Source organism: Streptomyces misionensis (assembly GCF_007896895.1).
GTDB lineage: Bacteria > Actinomycetota > Actinomycetes > Streptomycetales > Streptomycetaceae > Streptomyces > Streptomyces misionensis_A.
Genome location: NZ_VOGW01000187.1, coordinates 179,168 through 200,826, shown reverse-complemented (window position 1 = coordinate 200,826; position 21,659 = coordinate 179,168). Strand labels below are relative to the sequence as shown.

General features: G+C 74.4%; 22 protein-coding genes and 3 pseudogenes. 9 read left to right on the top strand and 16 right to left on the bottom strand.

What is annotated here, in order from left to right; genetic code table 11:
- Window positions 1-100 precede the first annotated feature (100 nt).
- Together ureG and FRZ03_RS33535 are read left to right on the top strand one after the other, a co-directional pair.
- Window positions 101-811, top strand: a complete 711-nt coding sequence (ureG, locus tag FRZ03_RS33540) for an urease accessory protein UreG (protein WP_261399452.1) — start codon at window positions 101-103, stop codon at window positions 809-811.
- Window positions 808-1,749, top strand: a complete 942-nt coding sequence (locus FRZ03_RS33535; protein WP_398661717.1) for an urease accessory protein UreD — start codon at window positions 808-810, stop codon at window positions 1,747-1,749. The genes ureG and FRZ03_RS33535 overlap by 4 nt, the downstream gene beginning before the upstream one ends.
- Before the next feature lie 135 nt (window positions 1,750-1,884).
- Here FRZ03_RS33535 and FRZ03_RS33530 read toward each other — a convergent pair whose 3' ends face one another.
- The gene (locus FRZ03_RS33530; RefSeq protein ID WP_261399451.1) at window positions 1,885-2,073 is read right to left on the bottom strand and encodes a hypothetical protein; all 189 of its coding nucleotides are present in this window, start codon (window positions 2,071-2,073) and stop codon (window positions 1,885-1,887) included.
- Between the two features lie 44 nt (window positions 2,074-2,117).
- On the opposite strand from FRZ03_RS33530, the pseudogene FRZ03_RS33525 reads away from it, so the two are divergent.
- Window positions 2,118-2,684: pseudogene (locus FRZ03_RS33525) on the top strand (zinc-binding dehydrogenase); the annotation flags it as partial.
- Here FRZ03_RS33525 and FRZ03_RS41485 read toward each other — a convergent pair.
- The 4 genes and pseudogenes from FRZ03_RS41485 to FRZ03_RS33505 form a co-directional block, all read right to left on the bottom strand.
- A pseudogene (locus FRZ03_RS41485) lies at window positions 2,677-2,954 on the bottom strand (alcohol dehydrogenase catalytic domain-containing protein); the annotation flags it as partial. The pseudogenes FRZ03_RS33525 and FRZ03_RS41485 overlap by 8 nt on opposite strands.
- On the bottom strand, window positions 2,951-3,439 hold the full coding sequence (locus FRZ03_RS40745; protein WP_261399449.1) for a putative quinol monooxygenase: 489 nt from the start codon (window positions 3,437-3,439) through the stop codon (window positions 2,951-2,953). The pseudogene FRZ03_RS41485 and the gene FRZ03_RS40745, both read right to left, overlap by 4 nt.
- A complete protein-coding gene (locus FRZ03_RS33510; protein ID WP_146468821.1) occupies window positions 3,403-3,624 on the bottom strand; it encodes a hypothetical protein in 222 nt (73 codons plus the stop codon). Before FRZ03_RS33510 ends, FRZ03_RS40745 begins: the two co-directional genes overlap by 37 nt.
- Window positions 3,625-3,780: 156 nt before the next feature.
- Window positions 3,781-4,905, bottom strand: a complete 1,125-nt coding sequence (locus tag FRZ03_RS33505; protein WP_146468820.1) for a PucR family transcriptional regulator — start codon at window positions 4,903-4,905, stop codon at window positions 3,781-3,783.
- 152 nt (window positions 4,906-5,057) lie between these two features.
- Here FRZ03_RS33505 and FRZ03_RS40740 point away from each other — a divergent pair, with 152 nt between their 5' ends.
- The 3 genes and pseudogenes from FRZ03_RS40740 to FRZ03_RS33490 all read left to right on the top strand — a co-directional run.
- The gene (locus FRZ03_RS40740; RefSeq protein WP_261399448.1) at window positions 5,058-6,410 is read left to right on the top strand and encodes a flavin-containing monooxygenase; all 1,353 of its coding nucleotides are present in this window, start codon (window positions 5,058-5,060) and stop codon (window positions 6,408-6,410) included.
- Window positions 6,407-7,258 (top strand): SDR family NAD(P)-dependent oxidoreductase, encoded by an 852-nt coding sequence (locus FRZ03_RS40735; protein WP_146468818.1) that lies wholly within the window; start codon window positions 6,407-6,409, stop codon window positions 7,256-7,258. The genes FRZ03_RS40740 and FRZ03_RS40735 overlap by 4 nt, the downstream gene beginning before the upstream one ends.
- An 89-nt stretch (window positions 7,259-7,347) precedes the next feature.
- Window positions 7,348-8,508: pseudogene (locus FRZ03_RS33490) on the top strand (MFS transporter); the annotation flags it as partial.
- Window positions 8,509-8,596: 88 nt separating this feature from the next.
- On the opposite strand, the gene FRZ03_RS33485 reads toward FRZ03_RS33490, so the two are convergent.
- From FRZ03_RS33485 to FRZ03_RS33460, 6 genes are read right to left on the bottom strand one after another with little or no spacing between them, the layout of a single operon-like run.
- Window positions 8,597-9,457: an STM4011 family radical SAM protein gene (locus FRZ03_RS33485; protein ID WP_146468817.1), complete on the bottom strand. Its 861-nt coding sequence runs from the start codon at window positions 9,455-9,457 to the stop codon at window positions 8,597-8,599.
- 10 nt (window positions 9,458-9,467) lie between these two features.
- Complete coding sequence (locus FRZ03_RS33480) at window positions 9,468-10,817, bottom strand: STM4012 family radical SAM protein (protein ID WP_146468816.1); 1,350 nt, start codon at window positions 10,815-10,817, stop codon at window positions 9,468-9,470.
- Window positions 10,814-11,620 (bottom strand): STM4013/SEN3800 family hydrolase, encoded by an 807-nt coding sequence (locus FRZ03_RS33475; protein ID WP_146468857.1) that lies wholly within the window; start codon window positions 11,618-11,620, stop codon window positions 10,814-10,816. Before FRZ03_RS33475 ends, FRZ03_RS33480 begins: the two co-directional genes overlap by 4 nt.
- Window position 11,621: 1 nt before the next feature.
- Window positions 11,622-12,779 (bottom strand): STM4014 family protein, encoded by a 1,158-nt coding sequence (locus FRZ03_RS33470; protein WP_146468815.1) that lies wholly within the window; start codon window positions 12,777-12,779, stop codon window positions 11,622-11,624.
- A complete protein-coding gene (locus FRZ03_RS33465) occupies window positions 12,760-13,704 on the bottom strand; it encodes an STM4015 family protein (RefSeq protein WP_146468814.1) in 945 nt (314 codons plus the stop codon). Before FRZ03_RS33465 ends, FRZ03_RS33470 begins: the two co-directional genes overlap by 20 nt.
- Window positions 13,705-13,711: 7 nt before the next feature.
- A complete protein-coding gene (locus FRZ03_RS33460) occupies window positions 13,712-14,665 on the bottom strand; it encodes an STM4015 family protein (RefSeq protein ID WP_146468813.1) in 954 nt (317 codons plus the stop codon).
- 200 nt (window positions 14,666-14,865) lie between these two features.
- Between FRZ03_RS33460 and FRZ03_RS33455 the strand changes: the two genes are divergently transcribed.
- A complete protein-coding gene (locus tag FRZ03_RS33455) occupies window positions 14,866-15,192 on the top strand; it encodes a hypothetical protein (protein WP_146468812.1) in 327 nt (108 codons plus the stop codon).
- 197 nt (window positions 15,193-15,389) lie between these two features.
- Window positions 15,390-16,406, top strand: coding sequence for a DUF6745 domain-containing protein (locus FRZ03_RS33450; RefSeq protein ID WP_146468856.1), 1,017 nt, complete (start codon window positions 15,390-15,392; stop codon window positions 16,404-16,406).
- A gap of 20 nt (window positions 16,407-16,426) precedes the next feature.
- Here FRZ03_RS33450 and FRZ03_RS33445 read toward each other — a convergent pair whose 3' ends face one another.
- Window positions 16,427-16,804 (bottom strand): winged helix-turn-helix transcriptional regulator, encoded by a 378-nt coding sequence (locus tag FRZ03_RS33445; protein ID WP_146468811.1) that lies wholly within the window; start codon window positions 16,802-16,804, stop codon window positions 16,427-16,429.
- Between the two features lie 92 nt (window positions 16,805-16,896).
- On the opposite strand from FRZ03_RS33445, the gene FRZ03_RS33440 reads away from it, so the two are divergent.
- Window positions 16,897-17,532 carry an NAD(P)-dependent oxidoreductase gene (locus FRZ03_RS33440; RefSeq protein WP_146468810.1) on the top strand — a complete coding sequence of 212 codons (636 nt, stop codon included), beginning with the start codon at window positions 16,897-16,899 and terminating at the stop codon, window positions 17,530-17,532.
- Between the two features lie 23 nt (window positions 17,533-17,555).
- On the opposite strand, the gene FRZ03_RS33435 is transcribed toward FRZ03_RS33440, so the two are convergent.
- The 4 genes from FRZ03_RS33435 to FRZ03_RS33420 all read right to left on the bottom strand — a co-directional run bounded on the left by FRZ03_RS33435 (window position 17,556) and on the right by FRZ03_RS33420 (window position 21,467).
- On the bottom strand, window positions 17,556-18,113 hold the full coding sequence (locus tag FRZ03_RS33435) for a cysteine hydrolase family protein (RefSeq protein WP_146468809.1): 558 nt from the start codon (window positions 18,111-18,113) through the stop codon (window positions 17,556-17,558).
- A 34-nt stretch (window positions 18,114-18,147) separates the two neighbouring features.
- On the bottom strand, window positions 18,148-19,560 hold the full coding sequence (locus FRZ03_RS33430; RefSeq protein WP_186785762.1) for an MFS transporter: 1,413 nt from the start codon (window positions 19,558-19,560) through the stop codon (window positions 18,148-18,150).
- Window positions 19,553-19,996: a MarR family winged helix-turn-helix transcriptional regulator gene (locus tag FRZ03_RS33425; protein ID WP_146468808.1), complete on the bottom strand. Its 444-nt coding sequence runs from the start codon at window positions 19,994-19,996 to the stop codon at window positions 19,553-19,555. The genes FRZ03_RS33430 and FRZ03_RS33425 overlap by 8 nt, the downstream gene beginning before the upstream one ends.
- Before the next feature lie 265 nt (window positions 19,997-20,261).
- Window positions 20,262-21,467, bottom strand: a complete 1,206-nt coding sequence (locus FRZ03_RS33420; protein WP_261399446.1) for a macrolide family glycosyltransferase — start codon at window positions 21,465-21,467, stop codon at window positions 20,262-20,264.
- Between the last annotated feature and the right edge of the window lie 192 nt (window positions 21,468-21,659).

Genomic DNA, 21,659 nt, shown 5'->3' with positions numbered 1-21,659 from the left:
CCCTTCTTCCGGACCGGTCCGGCCCGGACCGACGGTGCCCTCGGACCGGGCAGGCCCGGACCGCGCCGACAAGACACCCCATCGAGGACAAGGACTCCCCATGCACGACCCCACCCAGGTGCGAGGCTCCGCACACCACCACGACCACGACGAGTTCGTGAAGCGCCCCGCGGACGGCGTGCTGCGCGTCGGCGTCGCCGGGCCGGTCGGCTCGGGCAAGACCGCGCTGATCGAGGCGCTCGTCCCGGTGCTCATCGGCCGCGGCCGCACGCCCGCCGTGATCACCAACGACATCTACACCTCCGAGGACGCCGCGCATGTCCGGCGCACCCTCGCCGGGGTCCTGGACGCGGACCGCATCGTCGGCGTCGAGACCGGCGCCTGCCCGCACACGGCGGTCCGCGACGACCCGACGATGAACCAGGCCGCCGCCGACGAGATCCTCGAACGCTTCCCCGAGGTGGACACGCTGCTCTTCGAGAGCGGCGGCGACAACCTCACCCTCACCTTCAGCCCGGCGCTCGTCGACCTCTTCCTGTTCGTGCTGGACACCGCGGAGGGCGACAAGATGCCGCGCAAGCGGGGCCCCGGCATCACCGAGTGCGAGCTGCTCGTCATCAACAAGATCGACATCGCCCGGTACGTGCGCTGCGACCTGGCGCAGATGGAGTCGGACGCCCACCACGTCCGCCAGGGACGGCCGGTGGTGCTCACCAACTCGCTGACCGGGGAGGGCCTGGAGACCATCGCCGACTTCCTGCTGTCCCACGAGGCCGCCGGGCCCGCCCGGCAGGAGACGGCCACCGCATGACCACGGCGCCCGCGCGGCTGGACCCCGCACACTACGAACCCCGCCGGACACCGGCCCGGATGCTCGACCTCACCGGCCCGGCGGACACCCTGGCCGCCGGGCGCCCCGGCAAGGTCGGCCTGCTCGAACTGCGCTACGCGCGCGTCGGCGACCGCACCGAACTCGTGGACCGCTACCAGAAGTCGCCCCTGCAGATCATGCGCCCGCTGTACGTCGACCCGCTGCGGCCCGACATGCCGGTGACCTATCTGATGTCCACGGGCGGCGGCATCGTCCAGGCCGACCGCAACCGCCTCGACATCGACTGCGGGCCCGGCACGGCGGTGCACCTGACGACACAGGCCGCCACCAAACTGCACCGGATGGAGTTCGACCACGCCACCCAGGTCGTCAACCTGCGCGCGGAAGCGGGAAGTTACGTCGAGTACCTGCCCGACCCGCTGATCCCGTACCGGGACGCGCGCTTCTACCAGCACACCCAGGTGACCGTCGATCCCACGGCCACGGTGCTGCTGGGGGAGACCATCGCCGCCGGCCGGCTGGCCCGGGGCGAACGGCACGCCTACCGCATGCTCTTCAGCGACCTGGAGATCACCCGCGGCGACGGCGATCTCGTGGCCGTGGACACCGTACGCCTCGACCCGGCCGAGTCCGGCTCGGTGACCGGCCCGGCGGTCTTCGCCGACCACGACCTGATGGCCACGCTCTACGCCGTCTCCCCGCTCGCCCCCGCCGCGGAGATCGCCGACGTGCTGCACGAGGCGCTGGCGGACACCGGCGCGGCCTTCGGGGTGAGCGTGCTGCCCGACGACTGCGGGGCGTGGGCGCGGATCCTGGGCAGCGACTCGCCCGCGATCACCCGCGCCCTGCACACCGCCTGGGACGCCGTACGCCGTCTGCTCATCGGCGTGCCCGCCCCGGACCTGCGCAAGACCTGACGGGCCGGGTCGCCGGGCGCCGCCCGGCCGACGCGGCACCCGGACGGGCCGGCGCCGCGGGGGAGGCCGTGCCCGCCGCGGGAGAGGGCCGCCCGGCCCGAGGAGGCGTGGGCCGGGCGGCGGCCGTGCGCCGGTTCAGCCGGCCGGCCTTCCCGACGGGTCGATCACCTGACGGATCGCCCGGCCCGCGGCCAGCTCCTCCAACGCCGTGTCGACACCGGTCAGCGGCAGGGTGCCGGTGTGCATCGGCTCCACCGGCATCAGGCCCGCCCGCCACAGCTCCAGGAGCCGGGGAATGTCCCGGCGCGGCACCGCGGCGCCCATGTACGAACCCACCAGGGACTTGCCCTCGCCGGCGAACGCCAGCGCCGGTACCTCACGTGGCCCCGGTGTTCGTGCCGAGTTGCGGCTTCTGCACCGACTGCGCGGCCGGCCGGCCCGCCCTGTGCGCCCGTGCCGCCGCGGCCAACGGGTCCGGGGCGCTGCTGCACGGCCCGTCGCTGCTGACCGACGCCGACGGCGCCCGGGTCCACCACCAGCTGGGCGTCTCCGCGTTCTCCGAATACGCGGTGCCGGCCCAGGAGTCGCTGGTGCCGATCCCCGAGGACGTCCCGTTCACGGTGGCGTCGATGTTCGGCTGCGCGGTGCTGACCGGTGCCGACGCGGTCGTCAACACGGCGGCCCTGCGCCCCGGCCGGTCGGCGGTGGTCTACGGCCTGGGCGGCGTGGGCCTGTCCGCGGTCATGGGGGCCCGGGCGGCGGGGGCGCACCCGGTCGTCGCGGTCGACCCGGTGCCGGCGAAGCGCGAACTGGCCCTGCGGCTGGGCGCGACCCACGCCTACGACCCGGTCGAGGCGGTCGAGGCGGTCCGTGACCTCACCGGCGGCGGCGCCGAGCTGGCGGTGGAGGCGGTGGGCAGCCCGAAGGTGACGGCCGAGTGATCACCGGCGCGGAACCGGCTCACGCCGGGCCCGGTCTCCTGGACGACGCCCACCGCCTCGTGCCCCAGCGCCATCGGCAGCGGGCGGACCCGGTCGCCGTTGACCACCGACAGGTCCGAGTGGCAGAGCGAGGCGGCCGCCACCCGGACCAGCACCTCGCCCTCGCGCGGCCCGCCCAGTTCCAGTTCCTCCACCTCGACCGGGGGCCTCGTCGTAGGGGCGGGCGGTCGAGACGGCCCGCAGCACCACCGCACGCGTCCTCATGCCCGCACCTGCGGACGCGGGACACAGCGCAGCACGTCACGGCTGTCGAGCAGCGGTACGACCTTGCCGAGCACGATCTCCTGGAAGTGCGCGGAGGCGCAGTGCGCGGTGAAGTCGGCCTCGCGGCCGTACTCCTCGTAGAGCACGATCGTCCGCGGGTCCTCGGCGCCCTGGTGGACGCGGTAGGCGAGGTTGCCCGGCTCCCGGCGGGACGCGGCCGCTATGGTGTCGAGCAGGGAGAGACGGTGTTCTGCGCGCCTTCCCTGGTGCGGTAGCGGGTTCGTGGGCGGCAGGTACGCGCCCCGGAACAGCAGCCGGCCTGGCGGAACCCGATGACGGGGGCGTCGGCCGCGGTGCGGAATGTGACGGGTCGTGCACGCGCCCGCGGGTCCGTCCCGGGACGGCGCGCCGGAGGGACGCCGTGATGACGCGCGGCGTCCCCCTGGGGTCAGCGCTTGGTGCAGACCTTGTGCGACTTGACCCACACACGCTTGCCGTTGTGGTTGGCGTAGTGCCCCTTGACCTTGTGGCAGTGGTGCGCCGTGGGATACGAACCCGGGGCGGCCTGCGGCGCCGCGGAGGCGGTTCCGACCGAGGCTACGGCCGCGCCGCTCGCCAGGATGCCCGCAGTGAGGCCGGCGGCCAGCGTGCGTGTGATGCGACCTCGCATAACTGCACTCTCCTTCTGCTTCGGCGTGTATTGCCTCTCCACCCATCCTCTGGGCCGCTTCTCCCGCCCGCACGTCGATCAGGACACACCGCCGCGGGCCGTGAACCGGACCGCCCGCACGGCCCCGACGGCCACGGCGGTGAGCCCTGTCACCGGTCAGCCGGGTTCGCCCGAGCCCAGCCGGACACGGCACAGCCACCACGCGTTCAGCGCGCCGAACGTGTCGTAGGGGTCGATGCCGGTGACGTCGGTGAAGCGCTGGACGCGGTTGCGCACCGTGTTGGGGTGGACGAACAGGCGCTCGGCCGCCGAGGCCACGTCCCGGCCCGCCTCCAGCCAGGCGCGCACGGCGAGCGCCACCGGCTCGGCCTGGACCCCGAGCGCGGCCCACGCCGTCCGGTGACGGTCCGTCAGAACTGCTGCCAGATCCGCCCGTTCGGTCACGGCCGCGAGGACGGCGACATCGGCGATGTGCACCACCCCGCGCCGCCCCGCCGACTCGGCGGCGGTCAGCGCGGCGAGCGCCAGCCGTCGCACGGTGCCCAGTTCCTCCGGCTCGGCCGGTCCGGCCAGCCCCGCCACGGCACCGGTACGGGCGGCGCGCGCCCCCGGCGCCTGGGCGGACACGCCGACCAGCAGGCCGTCGAGGTGCCCGGTGAGCGCCTGCGGCTGCTCGCGCAACGAGCGCTCCAGGCCGCCGTCCGCCCGGGCGACCAGCACCCACAGCCCGCCGGTGACGGGCAGTCCGGCCTCCGCGGCGGCCAGCGCGGCCGCCGAACCCCCTTCGAGCAGCCGCCGCAGGATCGTCGGGTCCCGGTCGCCGGCGCCCGCGGCCCGCCCGGTGCCGGCGGCGCGGTGCGCCTGGATCAGCCTGGCCCGCACCGCCTCCGCCCAGTCGTCGTACAGCTCGCGCACATCGAGCAGCAGCCGGGCGTCGATCCCGGCCGTGGCCGCCGCCTCCCGGGCGCGGGACCAGATCGCGCGCTCGGCGACATGGATGGCGCCGAGCACCGCCTCGATGGGCACTCCCTGCCGGGCCCGGGTGTGCCCGAGTTCCGCCACGAAGGACAGCTCCGTCTCGGTCGGGCCCCGCCTGGCGGCCAGTGCCCGTGTCGCCGCGGCCAGCAGCGCGCGGGTGTGCCCGGCGATGTCGGCGGGCGCCAGCCCCGCGACCTCGCGCACCGTCGTGCGGACGCCGAAGACCACCGACGGCAGCAGGTCGTCCTCGCCGACGACCCGCTCCATCAGGTCCACCACGCTGTCCCAGTCCTCGTGCCGCATGCGCGGCATCCTCGCGCCGGTTGTGGCGCGGCACAAGGGAAGGGCCGAATCGGGTGCCGCGCGACATGTTCCCGCAGGGTGCGCGGACCCTACGGTTGGGCGGGGCCACAACCTGGGTGGCCCCCCGTCCCGTCCCTCCCGAGGAGATGCGCATGCCCCCTGCCCACCGGGTCGCCGTGATCGGCGCCGGGGCGGCCGGCCTCGCCGCCGTCAAGGCCCTGCTCGACGCGGGTGTCGAGGTCGTCGCCTACGAGAAGGGCGACCGCCCCGGCGGGCTGTGGGCGCGCGACAACGCCAGCGGGCTGTCCCCGGCCTACCCCTCCCTGCACCTCAACACCAGCAGGAAACGCACCGAGTTCGCCGACTACCCGATGCCCCGGCACTGGCCGGACTATCCGTCGGCCGACCTGGTGGCCGGCTACCTCGCCGACTACAGCGCGGAGTTCGGCCTCACCGGGCACATCCGCTTCGGCACCACGGTGGCGACCGTCGAGCGCGCGGGCGACGGCGGCTGGGAGGTGACGACCGACTCCGGCGACACGGACCGTTACGCCGGGGTGGTGGTCGCCAACGGCCACAACTGGCTGCCCCGCACGACCGATCCGGCCTACCCGGGGCACTTCGACGGCGTCGAGACACACGCCCATGACTACCGCACCCCGGAGGTCTTCCGGGACCGGCGGGTGCTCGTCGTCGGCATGGGCAACTCCGCGATGGACATCGCCGTCGACGCCTCCCACGTCGCACGCGGCCCCGTGCTGCTGTCGGCCCGCAGGGGCGTCCACATCGTCCCCAAGTACCTCTTCGGGCGGCCCTCCGACGCGACCGGCGGGGCGCTGGCGGTGCTGCCCTGGCGGGTGCGCCAGCGTGTCGCCGAGACCCTGCTGCGGCTGGCCGTCGGCACCCCGCAGCGCTACGGCCTGCCCGCGCCCGAAGGCGGGCTGTTCCAGAACCACCCCACGATCAGCGACACCATCCTGCACCGTCTCACCCACGGCGAGGTGGCCGCCCGGCCCGGCATCGAGCGCCTCGCCGGGAACTCGGTCGTCTTCACCGACGGCACCTCGGCACCGGTCGACGTGATCGTCTGGGCCACCGGGTACCAGGTCGGCATCCCCTTCCTGACCGCCCGCTGGGTGGGCGACGACCCGGAGCAACTGCCGCTCTACCACAGGGTGTTCCACCTCGACGACCCCAGCCTGACCTTCGTCGGGCTGATGCAGTCCACGGGAGCGGCGCTGCCCGTGGTGGAGGTCCAGGCCAAGCTGGCCGCCGCCTGGTTCTCCGGCGGCTACGCCCTGCCCCCGGCCGCGGAACAGCGGCGCGCCGTCGACCGCGCCCTGCGGGCCGCCGTCGCGCGCTGGGGGGACCGGCGCCCGCGGATGCGCATCGACTTCGACCGGTACCTCGCCGCCGTACCGCGCGAGATCGCGGCCGGCCGTGCCCGGCTGCGCCGCGGCGCCCGCCCGTTCACCGCCACCGCCCGTGCAGGGAGCCCCGCATGAAGGCCGCACCCGTTCGACGCCGGGGCCTGCGCGACGCCCGCGGTCTGCGCGTGCTCGTCACCGGCGCGTCCGGCACCTTCGGCCGGGCGATCTGCGCCCGGCTGACCGGACTCGGCGCCCACGTCGTCGGGCTGGACCTCGCACCGCGCCCGGGCGACCCGGTCGAGGTGCTCGCCTGCGACATCACCGACGACGACCGCGCGGCCGCCGCCGTGGCGACCGCCGTCGACCGGCTCGGCGGGCTCGACCTGCTCGTCAACAACGCCGGTGTCGGCGGGCCCGCCCCGGCCGAACTGCCGCCCGGGGCCGAGGTGCGGCGCCAGCTCGACATCAATCTGCTCGGCGCCTGGCGGGTGACCGCCGCGAGCGTGCCCGCCCTGGTGGCGTCCCGGGGCCGGATCGTCATGGTCTCCTCGCGGATGGCCGCCATGCAGCTGCCGCTGGCCGCGGCGTACGGCGCCTCGAAGCGGGCCCTGGTGGCCTACGCCGACGCACTGCGCCTCGAACTCGGCACCCACGTGGGCGTGACCTGCGTGTACCCGTCGGCGGTGCGCAGTCCGATCCACGACTCGACCGCCGCCGCCGGGCTCTCCCTGGAGGGCATGAGCAGCTACGAGCCACTGGAGGGCGTCGTCGCCACGGTGCTCCGCGCCGCCCTCGGCCGCCGGGTGCGCCGCGACCTGCCGACCACCCGGCGCGGTGCCGTCGAGTTCTTCCTGGCCCGCCACCTGCCCTCCGTCACCGACCGGATCATCGCCAGGGCCCTCGCCGCCCGGGCCCGATCCGGCGCGTTCGAAGGAGCCGAACTGGCGGCGGGCGTGGTCGGCCGCCACACGGAGACCGGGTGAGCGCGGCGACCCCCACGACCGCCCGGGACGGCGCCTGCGCCCGTCCCCGGACCGCCGACCTCACCCGGTACGCCGCCGGGTCGATCGGGATGGGCGTGTGGGTCACCGTCCCGGGCCTCCTGCTGCTCTACTTCCTCACCCGCACGCTCGGCGTCCCGGCCTTCTGGGCCGGCACCACCCTGCTGCTGCCGAAGATCGTCGACGTCGTCGTCCATCCCCTCCTCGGTTCGCTGACGGACCGCCGGGCCCGCCGCCAGGGTCACCGGCGGGACATGCTCCGGGTGGGGCTCGCGCTGGCGCCCGCGTGGATAGCGCTGTTCTCCGTCCCCGCGGATCTGTCCGGGGCGCCGGCCGCACTGTGGGTCGGCTGCTGGTGCGTCGTCGGCAACCTGCTGTTCGCCTGCTTCCAGGTGCCGTATCTGACGACCCCGTCCGACCTGCGGATCGGCTACCACGAACGCACCCGTGTGTTCACCTATCGGATGGTCTTCCTCACCCTGGGGCTGCTCGTGTCCGGCGTCGCGGCGCCGGCGCTGGTGGCCTCGGGCGGCCACCGCGCCTACGCGTGGATGGCGCTGCTGCTGGCCGGACCGCTCCTGGCCTCCCAACTCGTCGCCCTGGCCGGCGTCCGAGGACTCACCGACCGCTGCGGGTTCCGGCGCCCCGACGCCCGCGCCCACTCCGCCCGCGACGACATCCGGGCCGCCTGGCGGGACCGCGACTTCCGGGCGCTCGCGCTGTCCTACCTGTGCACCGGGACCACCACCCACCTGTTCCTCGCCGGGGTGCCCTTCTACGCCGAGTACGTCCTCGGCGACCGGGCCCTGACCGCCCTGCTGATGGGCGCGTTCCTGGTCCCGGCGACCGCCGCGGGCCCCGGCTGGCTGCGGGCGTCCGGTCGCATCGGCAAGCAGAAGGGGCTGCTCCTCTCCCAGGGCGTCTTCCTCGCGGGCTCCCTCGCCCTGCCGGCCGGCGCACGGCTCGGGGCGGCCGGGGCCGGCGTCCTGGTCGCCGTCATGGGTGCCGCCTTCGCCGGACTCCAGCTGTTCGCGTTCTCGATGGTCCCGGACGCGGTGGCCGCGGCCGGGGCCGACGGCAGCGCCCGCGCCGGCGCCTACACCGGGGTGTGGACCGCGACCGAGGCGGCCGGAACCGCGCTCGGCCCCTATCTGTACTCCGCGGTCCTCGCCCTCGGCGGCTTCGTGTCCACCACCGAGGGCCGGTCGGTGCCGCAGTCCGGCTCCGCGCACACGGCGCTGCTGCTGGGCTTCACCGTGGTCCCGGCCGCGCTCATGGCGGTCGCGACCGCCATGAGCGCGGCCTCGACGGGGACTCGCGTCAGCGGTGAACCGCCGGCACCTCGGCCGGTATCCGCTCCAGCACCCCGCCCGCGAACACGTCGTACAGCGGCAGCGTCTCCAGGTGGACGTAGCCGATGTGGCAGTCGCAGACCGAGAGCGGACAGGCGCGCGGGCGCAGGGCCCGGCGGTAGGAGCCGTCGTAGAGGTTGCCCAGCTCCGCGCGGACGAAATGGCAGCGGCGCACCGTGCCCGCCCCGTCCACCGAGACGACGGACTCCCCGGTGCGGCAGGGCAGCCCCGCGCTGCGGTGCGGGTGGCGGCTGTACGGGAACAGCGGGTCGAGGGCCGTCCACCGGTCCGCCTCGGCGTCGGTGTAGGTGTGCCCCTCGGCGGCGTTGACCCACAGGTACACCTGCTCGGGCAGGTCCGCGCGCAGACGGCGGGCCAGGTCCAGGTGCTCGGGCAGGCCCACCACGCCGACGCTGTGCCGGATGCCGCGGTCGGCCAGGTCGCGGCACTTGCCGAGGAAGCGGTCGTACGGCGTCTGCCCCGGGTGGTAAGTGCACCACAGCGCGAGCGTGTCCGCGTCGGCCGCGTCCAGCCAGTCGGTGCGGCAGCTGAGGTTGGTCTGGATCGCAACCCGGCGGATGTGCGCCAGCCGGCTCAGCTCCACGAGCGCACGCCGGTACCAGGAGCGCACCAGCCCCTCGCCCCACGGGGTGAACAGCAGCGACAGCCGGTCGCCCTGCTGCGCGGCGGCCCACTCGGCGAACCGCTCCAACGCGGCCCGGTCCGCGGTCAGTTGGGCACGGCTGTCCCGGCGCTTGGCGAACGGGCAGTACGGGCAGTCGTAGTCGCACGACGCCAGCGGGCCCCGGTAGAGAATCGTCAGATCCACGCTCGCCCGCTCACTTCGGCTCGTAGGCGGCCATCCGCGCGCGCACCGCGGCGGAGAACAACTCGGGGCCCAGCGCGTCCGAATGGGCAAGGCCCTCGGCGGAGAGGCGCAGCAGCCGCGGCCCCGCGTGCTCGTCGAGCCACCCCCGCTCGCGGAACCGGTCCAGCTCGGCGGCGAAGTCGTCGGCGGGCGCGGTGCCGAACCGGGCACGGTAGCCGGCGATCTCCATCCCCTCGGCCTGGAGCAGCGACTGGAGCAGATGGCGGCGACGGGTCTCGTCCCCGTCCATCTCCCAGCCGAAGTCCGCGCGCCGGAAACCTTCGGCGGTGCGCGTGGTGTACGCGTCGACGATCGAGCGTATGCGGTGCATGTCCACGGCGTAGTCGAAGGAGTAGTGCAGCCGGGAGGTGTACGAGCGGGCGCCGCAGCCGAGGCCGACCATGCCGTCGGTCTGGCACGCGTAGTCCTCCCCGCCGGTGACCGGGGCGTCCGCGCGGCGGAACATCCGCATCGACACCTGCTCGTAGCCGTGCGCGAGCAGATGGTCCCGGCCGTGGCGGTACAGCCGCAGCCGCTGCTCGTCCCACTCGGCGTCACCGGAGACCCGTCCCCGCTGCCGGCCGAGACCGGTGAGCGGGCGCACATAGAGGGGATAGAGGTACAGCTCCTCGGGCCGCCAGGCGAGGGCGGCGTCCAGGGAACGGGTGAACGACCTCTCGGTCTGGCCCTCGATGCCGTAGATCAGGTCGATGTTGAGCACGGGGACGGCGGCGTCCCGGATCCGGCCGAGCGCCGCCTCGACGTCCGCCCGCCGCTGGGGGCGTACGGCCGTGCGCGCCTCGGCGTCGTCGAAGCTCTGCACGCCCAGGCTCAGCCGGGTGGTGCCGCGGGCGGCCAGCACGGCCAGCCGGTCGGCGGTCGCCGTGGCCGGCGAGGCCTCCACCGACAGCGGGACGGCGGCCAGATCGGCGCCCAGGCCACGCTCGGCCAGGTCGCACAGCCGCTCCAGCTCCGCCGCCTCCAGGAACGTCGGAGTGCCGCCGCCGAAGGCCGCGTTGGCGAACCGGGCCCCGTCGCCCAGCGCCTCGCGCACCGCCGACGCCTGGCGCTCCAGCGCGTCCAGGTAGGCGGTGGTCAGGCCGTCCGGCGCGCCGATCCGCGTGAAGAGGTTGCAGAATCCGCAGCGCACCTCGCAGAACGGGATGTGGAAGTAGAGCGAGAGGGCGTCCTTCGGCTCGTCCGCCCACAGGTCGCGCAGCGATGCCCGCTCCGGGGGCAGCGGGCGGTACGCGGTCTTGTGCGGGTAGGCGTAGACGTACTGCTGGTACGGGCGGACGGCAGCCGCCGCGGTGATGGTCATCGTGCCTCGTCGACGAAGAAGTGGGCGTAGGGAACGGTCCAGACGACCTCGTGGCCGATGCGGTGACCGGTGTGGCCGTCCTCGCCGTACGCGGTTCCGTGGTCGGAACAGACGATCGCGAAGCACGGGCGGCGGCTGCCGGCCGCCGCCAGCAGGCGGCCCATGTGCCGGTCCACGTGTTCCAGGGCCGCCGCGTGGGACTCCCGGGTGTCACCCGCCTCTCGGGTGGCTCCGGGGAGGTGGAACCAGTTGGGCTGGTGCAGGGCCGCCACATTGACGAAGAGGAACAGGCGCCGTTCCCCGGGAAGAGCGGCGACGACCTTCTCGGCGCACGCCACCTGGGCCTCGAACGAGGTGGGGGAGGCCACCCCGAACTCGGGCTCCCAGTGGCTCTCCTGGAACATCCCCGGCAGCACCGAGCCCAGCGGACCCTGTTTGTTGAAGAAGCCCACCCCGCCGATGCACACCGTGTGATAGCCCACGGCGGCCAGGCCCGAGACCAGGTCCGGGGTGTCGTACACGAAGGTGCCGTCCGCCGTGCTCTCACTGCCCGCGAAGCGGGCCGCGAAGAGCCGCGGATGCGGGCCCGGCGCGGCCGGGGTCGGCAGGAAACCGGCGAACATCGCCTGGTGGGAGGCGTAGGTGAAGCTGCCGGGCGCGTGCCGGCGCTCCCATCCGCCGCCGGGCAGGTGCCGGGCCAGGTTCGGGATGCGCCCGGCCGCGGCCAGTTCCTGCGCGACGTCGTAGCGGAGGGTGTCGAGCGTGACCAGCAGCAGATCGTGGCTGCCCACGATCTCGTTCATGTCAAGCGGGGGTGTCATGGTGGTGCTCCTCGCGTTCCGTCCGCCGCACGGCGGACGGTGCCGCGGCGACCTGCGCGGCATAGGTGTCCAGGTTCTCGGCGCCGCTGCCGGGCAGTCCGGTCAGCCGGGGCAGCAGGTCCCCGAAGGCGTTCACCTCGCCGACGGCGAAGCGGCGCCATCCGGTGGCCGGCAGGATGTCCACGCCGACGCACAGCGTGCCCGGGAAGCACGCGGCCGCCCGCTCGGCCACCTCCAGCACCGAGGCGAAGTCGCCGCCCGCGGCCCGGATCGCCTCGCGGACCGCGTCCAGATCGCCCCGGGCGCCACCGAGATGCAGATTGGTCATGGGGTGCCGGCTGGTGCGTACGACGGCATGGGTGGCGCGGCCCGCGACCACCACCACCCGCAGATCGGCCGCCCGGCCGCCCTGCGCGGCCTTGGGCAGCCACCGCTCCACATGGATGCCGTCCGGGACCAGGGCGTCGACGAGGGCGGCGACCTCGCCCTCCGCGGTGTAGTCGCGCACCCGCAGGGAGTTGTACAGCCGGCCGTCCGGGGTCCGCTCCACGGAGGTCGTCGCCTTGACCCGGCCGGGACCGGCCAGCGACAGCGCCACGACCCCGGAGGCCGAGGAGCCGTGGGCCGGCTTCACGAACGCCCGCCGTATCCGGGCCTGTCCGAGCCCCCGTTTGAGCGCGTCCCAGCCGTCGACGGGGCCGGCCAGGGCAGGGGGGACCGGGACGCCCGCGGCGGCGAGCCGGGCATGGCAGCGCCGCTTGTCGAACAGCACCGCGATCTCCTCCGGGTCCGCGCTGGTCGTCGCGCCCGCGCGGTGCGCCGCTCGCGTCACCTCCCGCACCGCGGCGGTGAACCGGCGGTGCCACAGTGCCGTGCCCTCGACCCGGGTGGGCTCGGCGGTGCCCCGCAGCAGCCGGTCGACCTCGGCGTTCTCCCCGGGGGAGTCGATCCGTACCCACTCGCCCGGCGCGAAGGCGTACCGGCCGCGCAGTACGTCCCGCCACGCGAGCACCCGCGGCGGCGGGTGTCCCGCCGCGCGGACGGCCTCGGCGAACATCGTCGTCCGCCGGTTCTCGGGGTTGCCGACGACGGCGAACCGCGGGCCCGCACCGGGGGCTGGGCTACTCGGAGACGGCGACATAACGCCACTCCTCGTTCCGCCACTGGCGCGGCACCTGACGGCCCGACAGGTCCATCTCGGTCCCGGCGGAGCCGAGGGCCGCACGGAGCCGGCCGGCCACGGCCTCGCCGACGAAGTGGTGGTGCAGGTCGAGCCGCCGCAGATGGGTCAGCGGCTGGCCGTCCAGCAGGGCCTCGGCTCCGGCGTCGGTGAGGGTGCCCATCGACAGGCTCAGCGACTCCAGCTGCGCCATGACCGGCGCCGAGGCGACCGCCGCCGCGATGTCGTCCTGCAACTCGCTGTCCTGCAGGCCGAGATGGCGCAGCGCCGGCAAACCGCCACCGGCCAGGATCGGGGCGAGATCGGCGACGGTCGCGTCACCGCCGTACGCCGACACGCCCAGCCACAGCTCCAGCCGCTCCAGAGCGGGCAGTTCACAGGCGCCGACGGCCCGCACCACCGACCCGGGCAGACCGCCCGACTGGAACCGCAGGGCTCGCAGCGACTCGTGCCGCACCGGGCGCAGCGACAGGCGGTCGCCGCCGCGCACGCCCAGCTCCTCCAGCAGGGGGAAGCGCTCCAGCACCGGGGTGACATCGGCGAGTTCGAGCCAGGAGATCTCGCACTCCTCGCCGACGACGTCGGCGAGGAACAGCGCACGCAGCGCGGGGAAGCCTTCGGCGTCGGCCAGCAGCAGCTCCAGCACCGGGCCCAGTTCGATGTACTCGTCCTCCCACCAGGGCCCGATGACCAGGGCGCGCACGTCCGCGCTGTCCACCCGCTCCCGGAAGCTCTGCCACACCTCCGGGAACGGCACGTCCCCGGCCGCGTAGCAGTCCAGCCGCCAGGCCACGTCGCCCGCGGCAGGCAGTGACCGCGCACCCGGCTCGGGCAGGGTGAAGACGGGCAGCCCGTGAAAGGTCTCCAAGTGATCGGCGAAGGTCATGGCGTCCTCACTCCGCGATGGCGGTGTAGCGGTGCACGACCCCGTCGTGCTCCCAGGTGTCACCGGGCTCGGACAGGTCGACCTCGACACCGGAGGGCTCCAGCGCCGCCCGGACCCGCTCGGCCACCGGCTCGGTGACGTAGTTGTGGTGCAGGTCGAGCCGGGTCAGATGGGTGAGCGGCTGGCCGTCGAGCAGCGCCGTCACACCCTCGTCGGTGAGCACGCCGAGGGAGAGGTCGAGCGAGGTGAGCTGGGCGACGATCGGGGCCCCGGCGACGGCGGCGGCGATCTCGTCCTGGATCTCGCTGTTGCGCAGGCCGAGGTGGCGCAGGGCCGGGAAGGCGCCCCCGGTCAGCAGCGGCGCGAGGTCGGCGACCGTGGCGTCACCGCCGTAATTCTCCACCCCGAGCCATATGTCCAGGTGCTCCAGCGCCGGGAGTTCACTGGCGGCGACCCCGCGCACGACCTCGCCGGGCAGACCTCCGGCCTCGAAGCGGAGGATGCGCAGGTGCCGGTGCCGGACCGCGGGGAAGCGCAGTTCGGTGCCGCCGCGGATCGCGAACTCCGCCAGCAGCGGATACGCGTCGAGGACCGGGGTGACGTCGGACTGCTGGATCCAGGAGATCTCCGCCTCCTCCATCTCCAGGTCGCCGATGAACACGGCCCGCAGCCCGGTCAGCCGGTCTCGCGCCCGCACGAGAAGATCCACCACCTCGCCCGAGCCGTCGTCGTACGCCTCGCCCCACGGGCCCACGACGATCGCACGCACACCGGCGGGGTCCACGGAGCCGAGGAAACGCTCCCACAGCTCCTCGAACGTCTCGTCCGAGTCCCCGTAGGGATCGATGGCCAGCCGCCACGCCACCTCGCCCGCCCCCGGCAGCTCCCGCTTCTCCTCGAGTTCGGGGAAGTCGAAGGCCGGGAGGCCGTGCAGTTCCTTCAGGTGCTCGACGTACGACATGACGCGCTGGCCTCCTGGGACCGTGATCGTTCGGTGGATGCCAAGAGTTGTACCAACCCGCACTGACAACGCGGTTGACGGGCCGTGGGAAAGCCGGTGCGGGGCCGTCGGACGGCCGGTGCGGGGGCCGTTGTCAGACCCTCCGCATAGCGTCGTGGACATCGGTCGGCGCCAGGTGCCGACGGGGAAGGGAGACACGCATGTACCGGCAGGGAGACGTCCTGATCGTGCCCGTGGCGGAGGCCGCCGTGCCGCCGGGCACCGACCGGCTGCCGCGCCAGCCGCGGGACGCGCGGGGCCGGCTGGTGCTGGCGCTCGGGGAGGTCACCGGACACGCGCACGCGGTGGTCGGACCGGGCACCCTGGTCCGGGAGACCGGCCCGTTCGGGGCCGCCTACCTCCATCTCCCGGACGGCGGACGGGTGGTGCACGAGGAGCACGCGGCGATACCGCTGCCCAAGGGCTGGTACCGCGTGGTGCGGCAGCGGGAGTACGTGCCGGGCACCGTGCGGGTCGTGGCGGACTGAGCCGCCGGGACGCGGCGGTGACGTCGGTGAGCGGGGACGCGGTGGAGACGGTGAGCGGGGACGCGATGGAGACGGTGAGCGGGGAAACGATGACGACGGGGAGCGCGACGGCGGCGACGCCGGGGGATACGGAACAGCTGGGTACGGATCGGATGGGTGCGGATCGGATGGGTGCGGGGCCGACGGGGCAGGAGCCGCTGGACGCGGTGCGCGCGTGGCGGGAGGTGGCGGCGGCGACCGGTCCCGCGGACCGCGCCGCCGCGGAGGAGGGCGTGCGCCTGGCCTACCGGCTGGTGGGCCTGCCCGAACCGGAGACCGTCGTCTGGGCGGACTCGCCCCGCGCGGGCGCGGCGCTGGCCGCCCGGCTCACGGCGCAGGGCACGGCCGGCCGCGCCGTCCGCGACGAGGTGCGCAATCGGCCGTGGGCCACCGCGCGAGGGCGTCTCCTCGACCGGCTCGGGCCGGCCGGCTGGGCCGCGCACTGGGCCCGGACCGGCGCCCAGCTCTGGGACCGCATGGTCGTGTTGACGGACCGCGTACGGACCGGGGTGACGGACGCGTCAGCCGGCCCCGACGGAGCGGAGCAGGCCGTCCGGCTGGTGCTCCTCGACGCGGTCCTGGGCCAGCACGACGCGGCCTGGCTGGCGGCCTTCGCCGGCCAGGAGGGCGCGGAGGCGCTCGACGGCATCGCCGCGGTGGCCCGCGCCGCGGGCTGGTGGTGGCCGTACGAGAGGACCGCGATCGTCTGCGAACGCCCCGTGGAACTGCACCTGGACGAGGCGGGCCGGCTCGACCGCGGCGACGGCCCCGCGCTCGCCTTCCCCGACGGTTTCGCCCTGTACGCCTGGCGCGGCATGCCGGTGCCCGCCGAATTCCTCGACGGTCTCCACGGGCTGACGCCCAGCCGGATACGCCAGGAGGAGAACGCCGAACTGCGCCGCGTGATGCTGGAGCACTACGGCTACGACCGCTATCTGAAGGAGTCCGGCGCCAAGCCGGTGCATCGGGACGAGACCGGCGTGCTCTGGCGCGTCGAACTGCCGGGGGACGAACCGCAGGTGATGGTCGAGGTGGTCAACTCCACCCCGGAGCCGGACGGCACGCACCGCACGTACTGGCTGCGCGTGCCGCCCCGCACCCGCACGGCGCGGGAGGGGGTCGCCTGGACGTTCGGCCTTCAAGAGGCGGAGTACGCGCCGCAGCGGCAGACCTGAGCAGCGGCCACCGGACGTTCTCAGCGCGGGAGGCGGCTTCCTGACGCCGCCTCCCGGGCGTCGAGCACCTCGTGCAGGTGCTCCTGTGCCCAGGCCCGCGCCGCGTCCAGCAACCCCAGCAGGCTCCGGCCGAGCGGGGTCAGCCGGTACGCGACGTGCCGGGGCGCCCCGGCGGACTCGGTGCGGACGACGAAGCCGTCACGCTCCAGCGCGCGGAGCGACTTGGTGAGCACCTTCGGCGTGATGTTCCGCAGCGGGACGCGGAGTTCGGAGAACCGCCGGGGGCCGTCCGCGAGGCACTGGATGATCATCCCGGTCCATTTGTCCCCCACCCGGAACGGCATCAGGCCGGAGGGGCACACGGGGTCGAACATCTCCGGGTCCAGCGGTGTGGTCACGGGGCCACCGTAGCCGGTATCCGGGTGGAAACCACGGCCTCGGCTACGTTTTCGGGCATCCAGGCAGAGACGACGGAGAGGCAGGACGGCCCATGGGCGCGATCATCGTTTTCGGCGCGGGCGGACGCGTCGGGCGGGCGGCTGTCGACGAGGCCCGGCGCTGTGGGCACCGCGTGACCGCGGTCGTGCGGACACCCGCCGGGCACCCTGCCCTCACCGGTGCGGGGGTCCGTCTCCTGGCCGGTGACGTCACCGACGCGGACACCGTCGCCGCACTCGCGGCCGGCCAGGACGCCGCCGTCATGGCCGCCCATGATCCAGGCGCTCGTGCCGATGTCTTCTTCCCGGCCGCCGCCCGCGCGCTCCTCGACGGTCTTGGGCGTGCCAGGGTGGGCCGGTTGGTGGCCGTCGGCCTGTCGGCGGCGCTGGAGACCTCCGAGGGGACGCTCCTGATGGACACCCCGGGCTTTCCGCGGGAGTACCGGGCGTTCTCCGCCGGACACGCGGCAGGCACCGCCGTACTGCGTGCCTGTGCCGGCCCGCCCGACTGGGTGGTCGTCAGCCCGGCCGGCGACTTCGACCCCGCCGGCGCGCGCACCGGCGGCTACGGCCTGTCCGGCGCCGACCCGGCCGCCCGCGTCTCCTTCGGCGACTTCGCGATCGCCCTGCTGGACGAGATCGACGCGCCGCGCCACCACCGTGTGCAGACCAGCGTCGTCGGGGCATGACCGCGACGGCCGGGCCGGGTGCCTCAGGCGGCGGCGCCGAGGGCACGCCCCCACGCCTCGACCGTGGTGACCTCGCCGCGCCGGGCGAGGATGCGGTCGACGAGCGTGTCGTGCAGCTCCGGGTCGGGATCGGCGCAGGCGTCGGACAGGACGGTGACCCGGTAGTCGAGGTCGGCGGCCTGAAGGGCGGTGGACAGCACGATCCCGCCGGTCGCTATGCCCGCAAGGACCAGATGGCCGATGCCCTGGGCGGCCAGGATCTGCTGGAGGTTGTTCCCGGCGAACGCGCTGACCCGGTTCTTGTGCACGACGATCTCACCGTCCGCGGGCGCGACATCGGGGTGGATGGCGGCGCCGGGATCGTCGGGTGTGAACAGGTGCGGCGGCAGGGCGCCGAAGGTCTTGTTGCGCGGGTGGGCGTCGATGTGACCGGGCCGCAGCCGGAGGGCCACGTGGACGACCGGGACACCGGCGGCGCGGGCGGTGCGCAGGGCGCGCACCGCGCGGGGCAGGTAGTCGGCGGGCACGTGCGAGAGATGGCCGGCCTGGAGGTCCATGAGCAGCAGGGCGGTGCGGGACATGGTGGTGCCTTTCGGATGAGGTCGGGGGCGGCGGCTACTTGCCCGCTGGTGCGTGCGCCGCGCGCCCGAGGGTGCGGTCGGCCGCGGTCACCAGCAGGTAGAGCACGCCGGCGCCGAGCATGATCCAGGCGAGCTGGTGCATGCCGCCGGTGTCGGCGCGCCGCCCGAAGGACGCGGCGGTCGCGGAGGAGGCGATCATCGAGCCGATGTAGGCGAAGGTGCGCAGCAGCCCCGCCGAGGAGGCGACCCGTTCGGCATCGGCCTGGAAGTAGACGGAGTTCTGCAGGGCCAGGCTGTTCAGCCCCTGCGGGACGCCGAAGACCAGCGCGACGAGGAGCAGCGCCCACACGGCGCTGCCCGCGCCGAGCGTCAGCATCACCAGGCAGGCGACGATCTGCCCGGCCGCGCCGACCAGCAGCTTCCCGCGCACGCCGGAGCGCCGCCCGGAGACGATCGAGACACCGATCGCCACCAGGAACATGGGGATCTGCACCAGACCGGCACGGAAGGGGCTCAGCCCGTAGCCTTCCTCGGTCCACTGGCTGAAGCCGTAGAGGAAGGAGTAGGAGACGACGTAGGCGACGACCGCGCGGCCGTAGGTGGCGAGCAGCGGTGTGTTGCCGCCGAACACCCGCAGGTCGATGAACGGGGTGGCGGCGCGCAGCTCGCGGAGCGCGAACCCGGCCGCGAAGGCGGCGGCGAGCACCAGCAGGTACCAGTCGTCCGGGTGCGGGTTCATCAGGAACAGCAGCAGCGAGGTGAGCGTCGCCGCGAACAGCGCCATGCCGGGCAGGTCGAGCTGCGCGACCAGCCGGCCGCGCCCCGCGGGACCGGCCGCGGCGGCCGGCTCGGGGAGCCAGAGCAGACCCAGCACCACGGACACGACGGACAGCGGCACGTTCAGCGCGAAGGTGGCGCGCCAGCCGCCGGCCGCGATCAGCAGGCCGCCGAGCAGCGGGCCGATGACCGCGATGGTCTGGTTGGCGACCGCCAGTGCCGTCAGCACCCCGCCGGGACTGTCCCGCCCGGTGCGCTTGGCCTCGCTGCGCAACAGGGCCATCGCGGCCGGATAACCCGAACAGGTGCCGAAGCCGAGCAGGGCGCGCGCGACGATCAGCACCGCCATGTCCGGGGCGAGGGCGCCGACGACGCCCGCGACCCCGACGAGGCTGGTGCTGACCAGGAAGAGCCGGCGCGGCCCGAACAGGTCGATGAGCCGGCCCACGACCGGCTGCCCGAGCGAGGTGGCGAGGTAGAGGGCGGAGACCAGCCACGCGGTCTGCGAGGCGGGAGCCCCGAGGGCCTTGCCGATGGGGACGAGCGCGACCGAGATGATCGTGGAGTTGATCGGGTTGAGGACCGAGCCCAGCATCATCGGCGGCAGCAGCCGCCGGTCGAAGCCGGGCTCGTCCGCCTTCGCCGTGGTCCCCGCTTCGGTGTCAGTCATGGGTCAGCCGTTCCAGCACGGCCATGGCGGCGATCACGGTCCGGCGCTCCTCCTCCGTGCACCGGTCCAGCCGTTCCGCGAGCCATTCGGTGCGGAACTGCCGCCCCTGCTCCACCCGGCGGCGGCCCTGCGGTGTCAGGCCGATCAGCAGCCGCCGCCCGTCGTCCGGGTCCGGGGCCCGCTCGACCAGGCCCAGCCCGGCGAGCGCGGCGACCATCGAGGTCATCGACTGGTGCCGCACCCCCTCGGCGGCGGCCAGCTCGCTCGCCGTGACGTTCCCTTTGTCGGACAGCCGGGCCAGCACGGATGCCTGGCTCAGGGTGATGTCCTCCGCCTCGGAGGCCTTCAGGATGCGCCGCCGCAGCCGGCTGATCACCGCGCGTACATCACGCGACGCCTGCACCGCGGACGGCGACGGACTCGGATTCGCACTCATGACCCGCACCCTAATCTGTACAGCCTGGGCTGTACAGTTTGCCTGCATGACTCGGTGGGCGCCCGGTACGCGGCACCGCCCACGGCTTGGGGCGGACGGAATCCGCAGCGCCCCCCGGTCGAGCAGCCGAACCGGTGCCAGCGGTCGGGGGCGCCACCAGTCGGACCCACCGCACGGCGCTGGCCTGCCACCGGCTCATGACGCCGCCGTGAACCGGCCCCGGTGCCGGCCGCTGCGAGCGGGGCAGCCACGGGGCCGGAGCGGCTCAGGCCAGGATCTGCTCGACGAGATCGGCGGCCCGCCCGGTGCCGCCCTCGCTCCGCGCTTCCGCGCGCAGTCGCGCCGAGGTGCGGGCGACCTCCCCGTCCCGCGTCAGCTCCTCCAGGGCGGTCCGAAGGGCGTCGGCGGTGGCGTCCGCGGTGTCGATCCGACGCGCCACGCCCAGTTCCACCAGCCGGTCGGCGTTCATGAACTGATCGGCGGCCTGCGGCACGGCGATCATCGGGACGCCCGCCGTCAGCCCCTCACCGCAGCCGCCCATCCCCGCGTGGGTCACGAAGGCGTCCGCCTGTTCGAGGATCGCCCGCTGCGGCACCCACGCGTGCACCTCGATGTTGGACGGGATGTCCCCGAGTTCCCGCGGGTCGACGTACTTGCCGATCTGGAGCACGACGTGCCAGCCGGGCAGGTCGCCGTAGGCGGCCAGGCACCGGCGGTAGAACTCGGGCTGCCGGGTGAACGCCGAGCCGAGCGAGATCAGCAGCACCTTCTCCGCGTCCGCCGGGCGGGCCCAGCCGTCCGCGGCCCTCTCCCGGTCGAAGCAGGGGCCGACGAAGGTGACGGTGTCGGTGTCGACCCGGTCGGCGTGCGGCTGCATCGCCCGGGGGATGAGCGCCAGGGACCGCGCGGGCGGACCGCAGAAGGCGTCCACGTCGGTGGTCGTCGCCCCGCAGCCGGCGAGCCACTCGGCGAACCGGGCGTGGTAGGCGTCGGCGCCCGGCAACCGCCGGATGTGGGCCGCGACTTCCTGGTCGTATCCGTCCCAGGCCACGAAGGTCGGGGACAGCTGCATCAGGGGCCGGCCCTGGGACTCGGCGAGGGCGCGGGCGGCGTAGGCGCCGATGTCGTACAGGTACAGGTCGGCCGGATCGCGGTCGTAGGCGGCGCGCAGCACGGGCAGCGCCTGGACGGCGTCGTCGAAGAAGACGCCCATCACCTCGACGGGGTCCTCCGGCCAGTTGTTGTCGGCGACCGGCAACGAGGAGGGTACGGGCACGAGTTCGGCACCGACGCCGGTGATCAGGTCGGCGACCGCCGGGTCGTTGGCGTACGTCACCCGGTGGCCGCGGGCCACCAGCTCGCGGATGACCGCCAGGCTGGGCAGTACATGGCTGACGGCCGGAATGCCGACCATGGCGATATGGGCACGGCGGCGGGACGTGGAGGACGACGGGCTGGGCTTGGAAGCCATGGGGTTCTCATCTCAGGTCTGCGGCGGAAACGGGCACGCCGGGCCGGCGCGGCGACGGCGCCGAGGGAACTCGGTCGCGCGCGGCGCGCGGCGGCATGCGGAGGCGGAGTCGGGGCGTCGCCCCGGCTCGTCAGCCGTAGATCTGGAGGAAGTTCATGCCCGCGACCCTAGCCGCGCCCGCGCGCCGGGGCC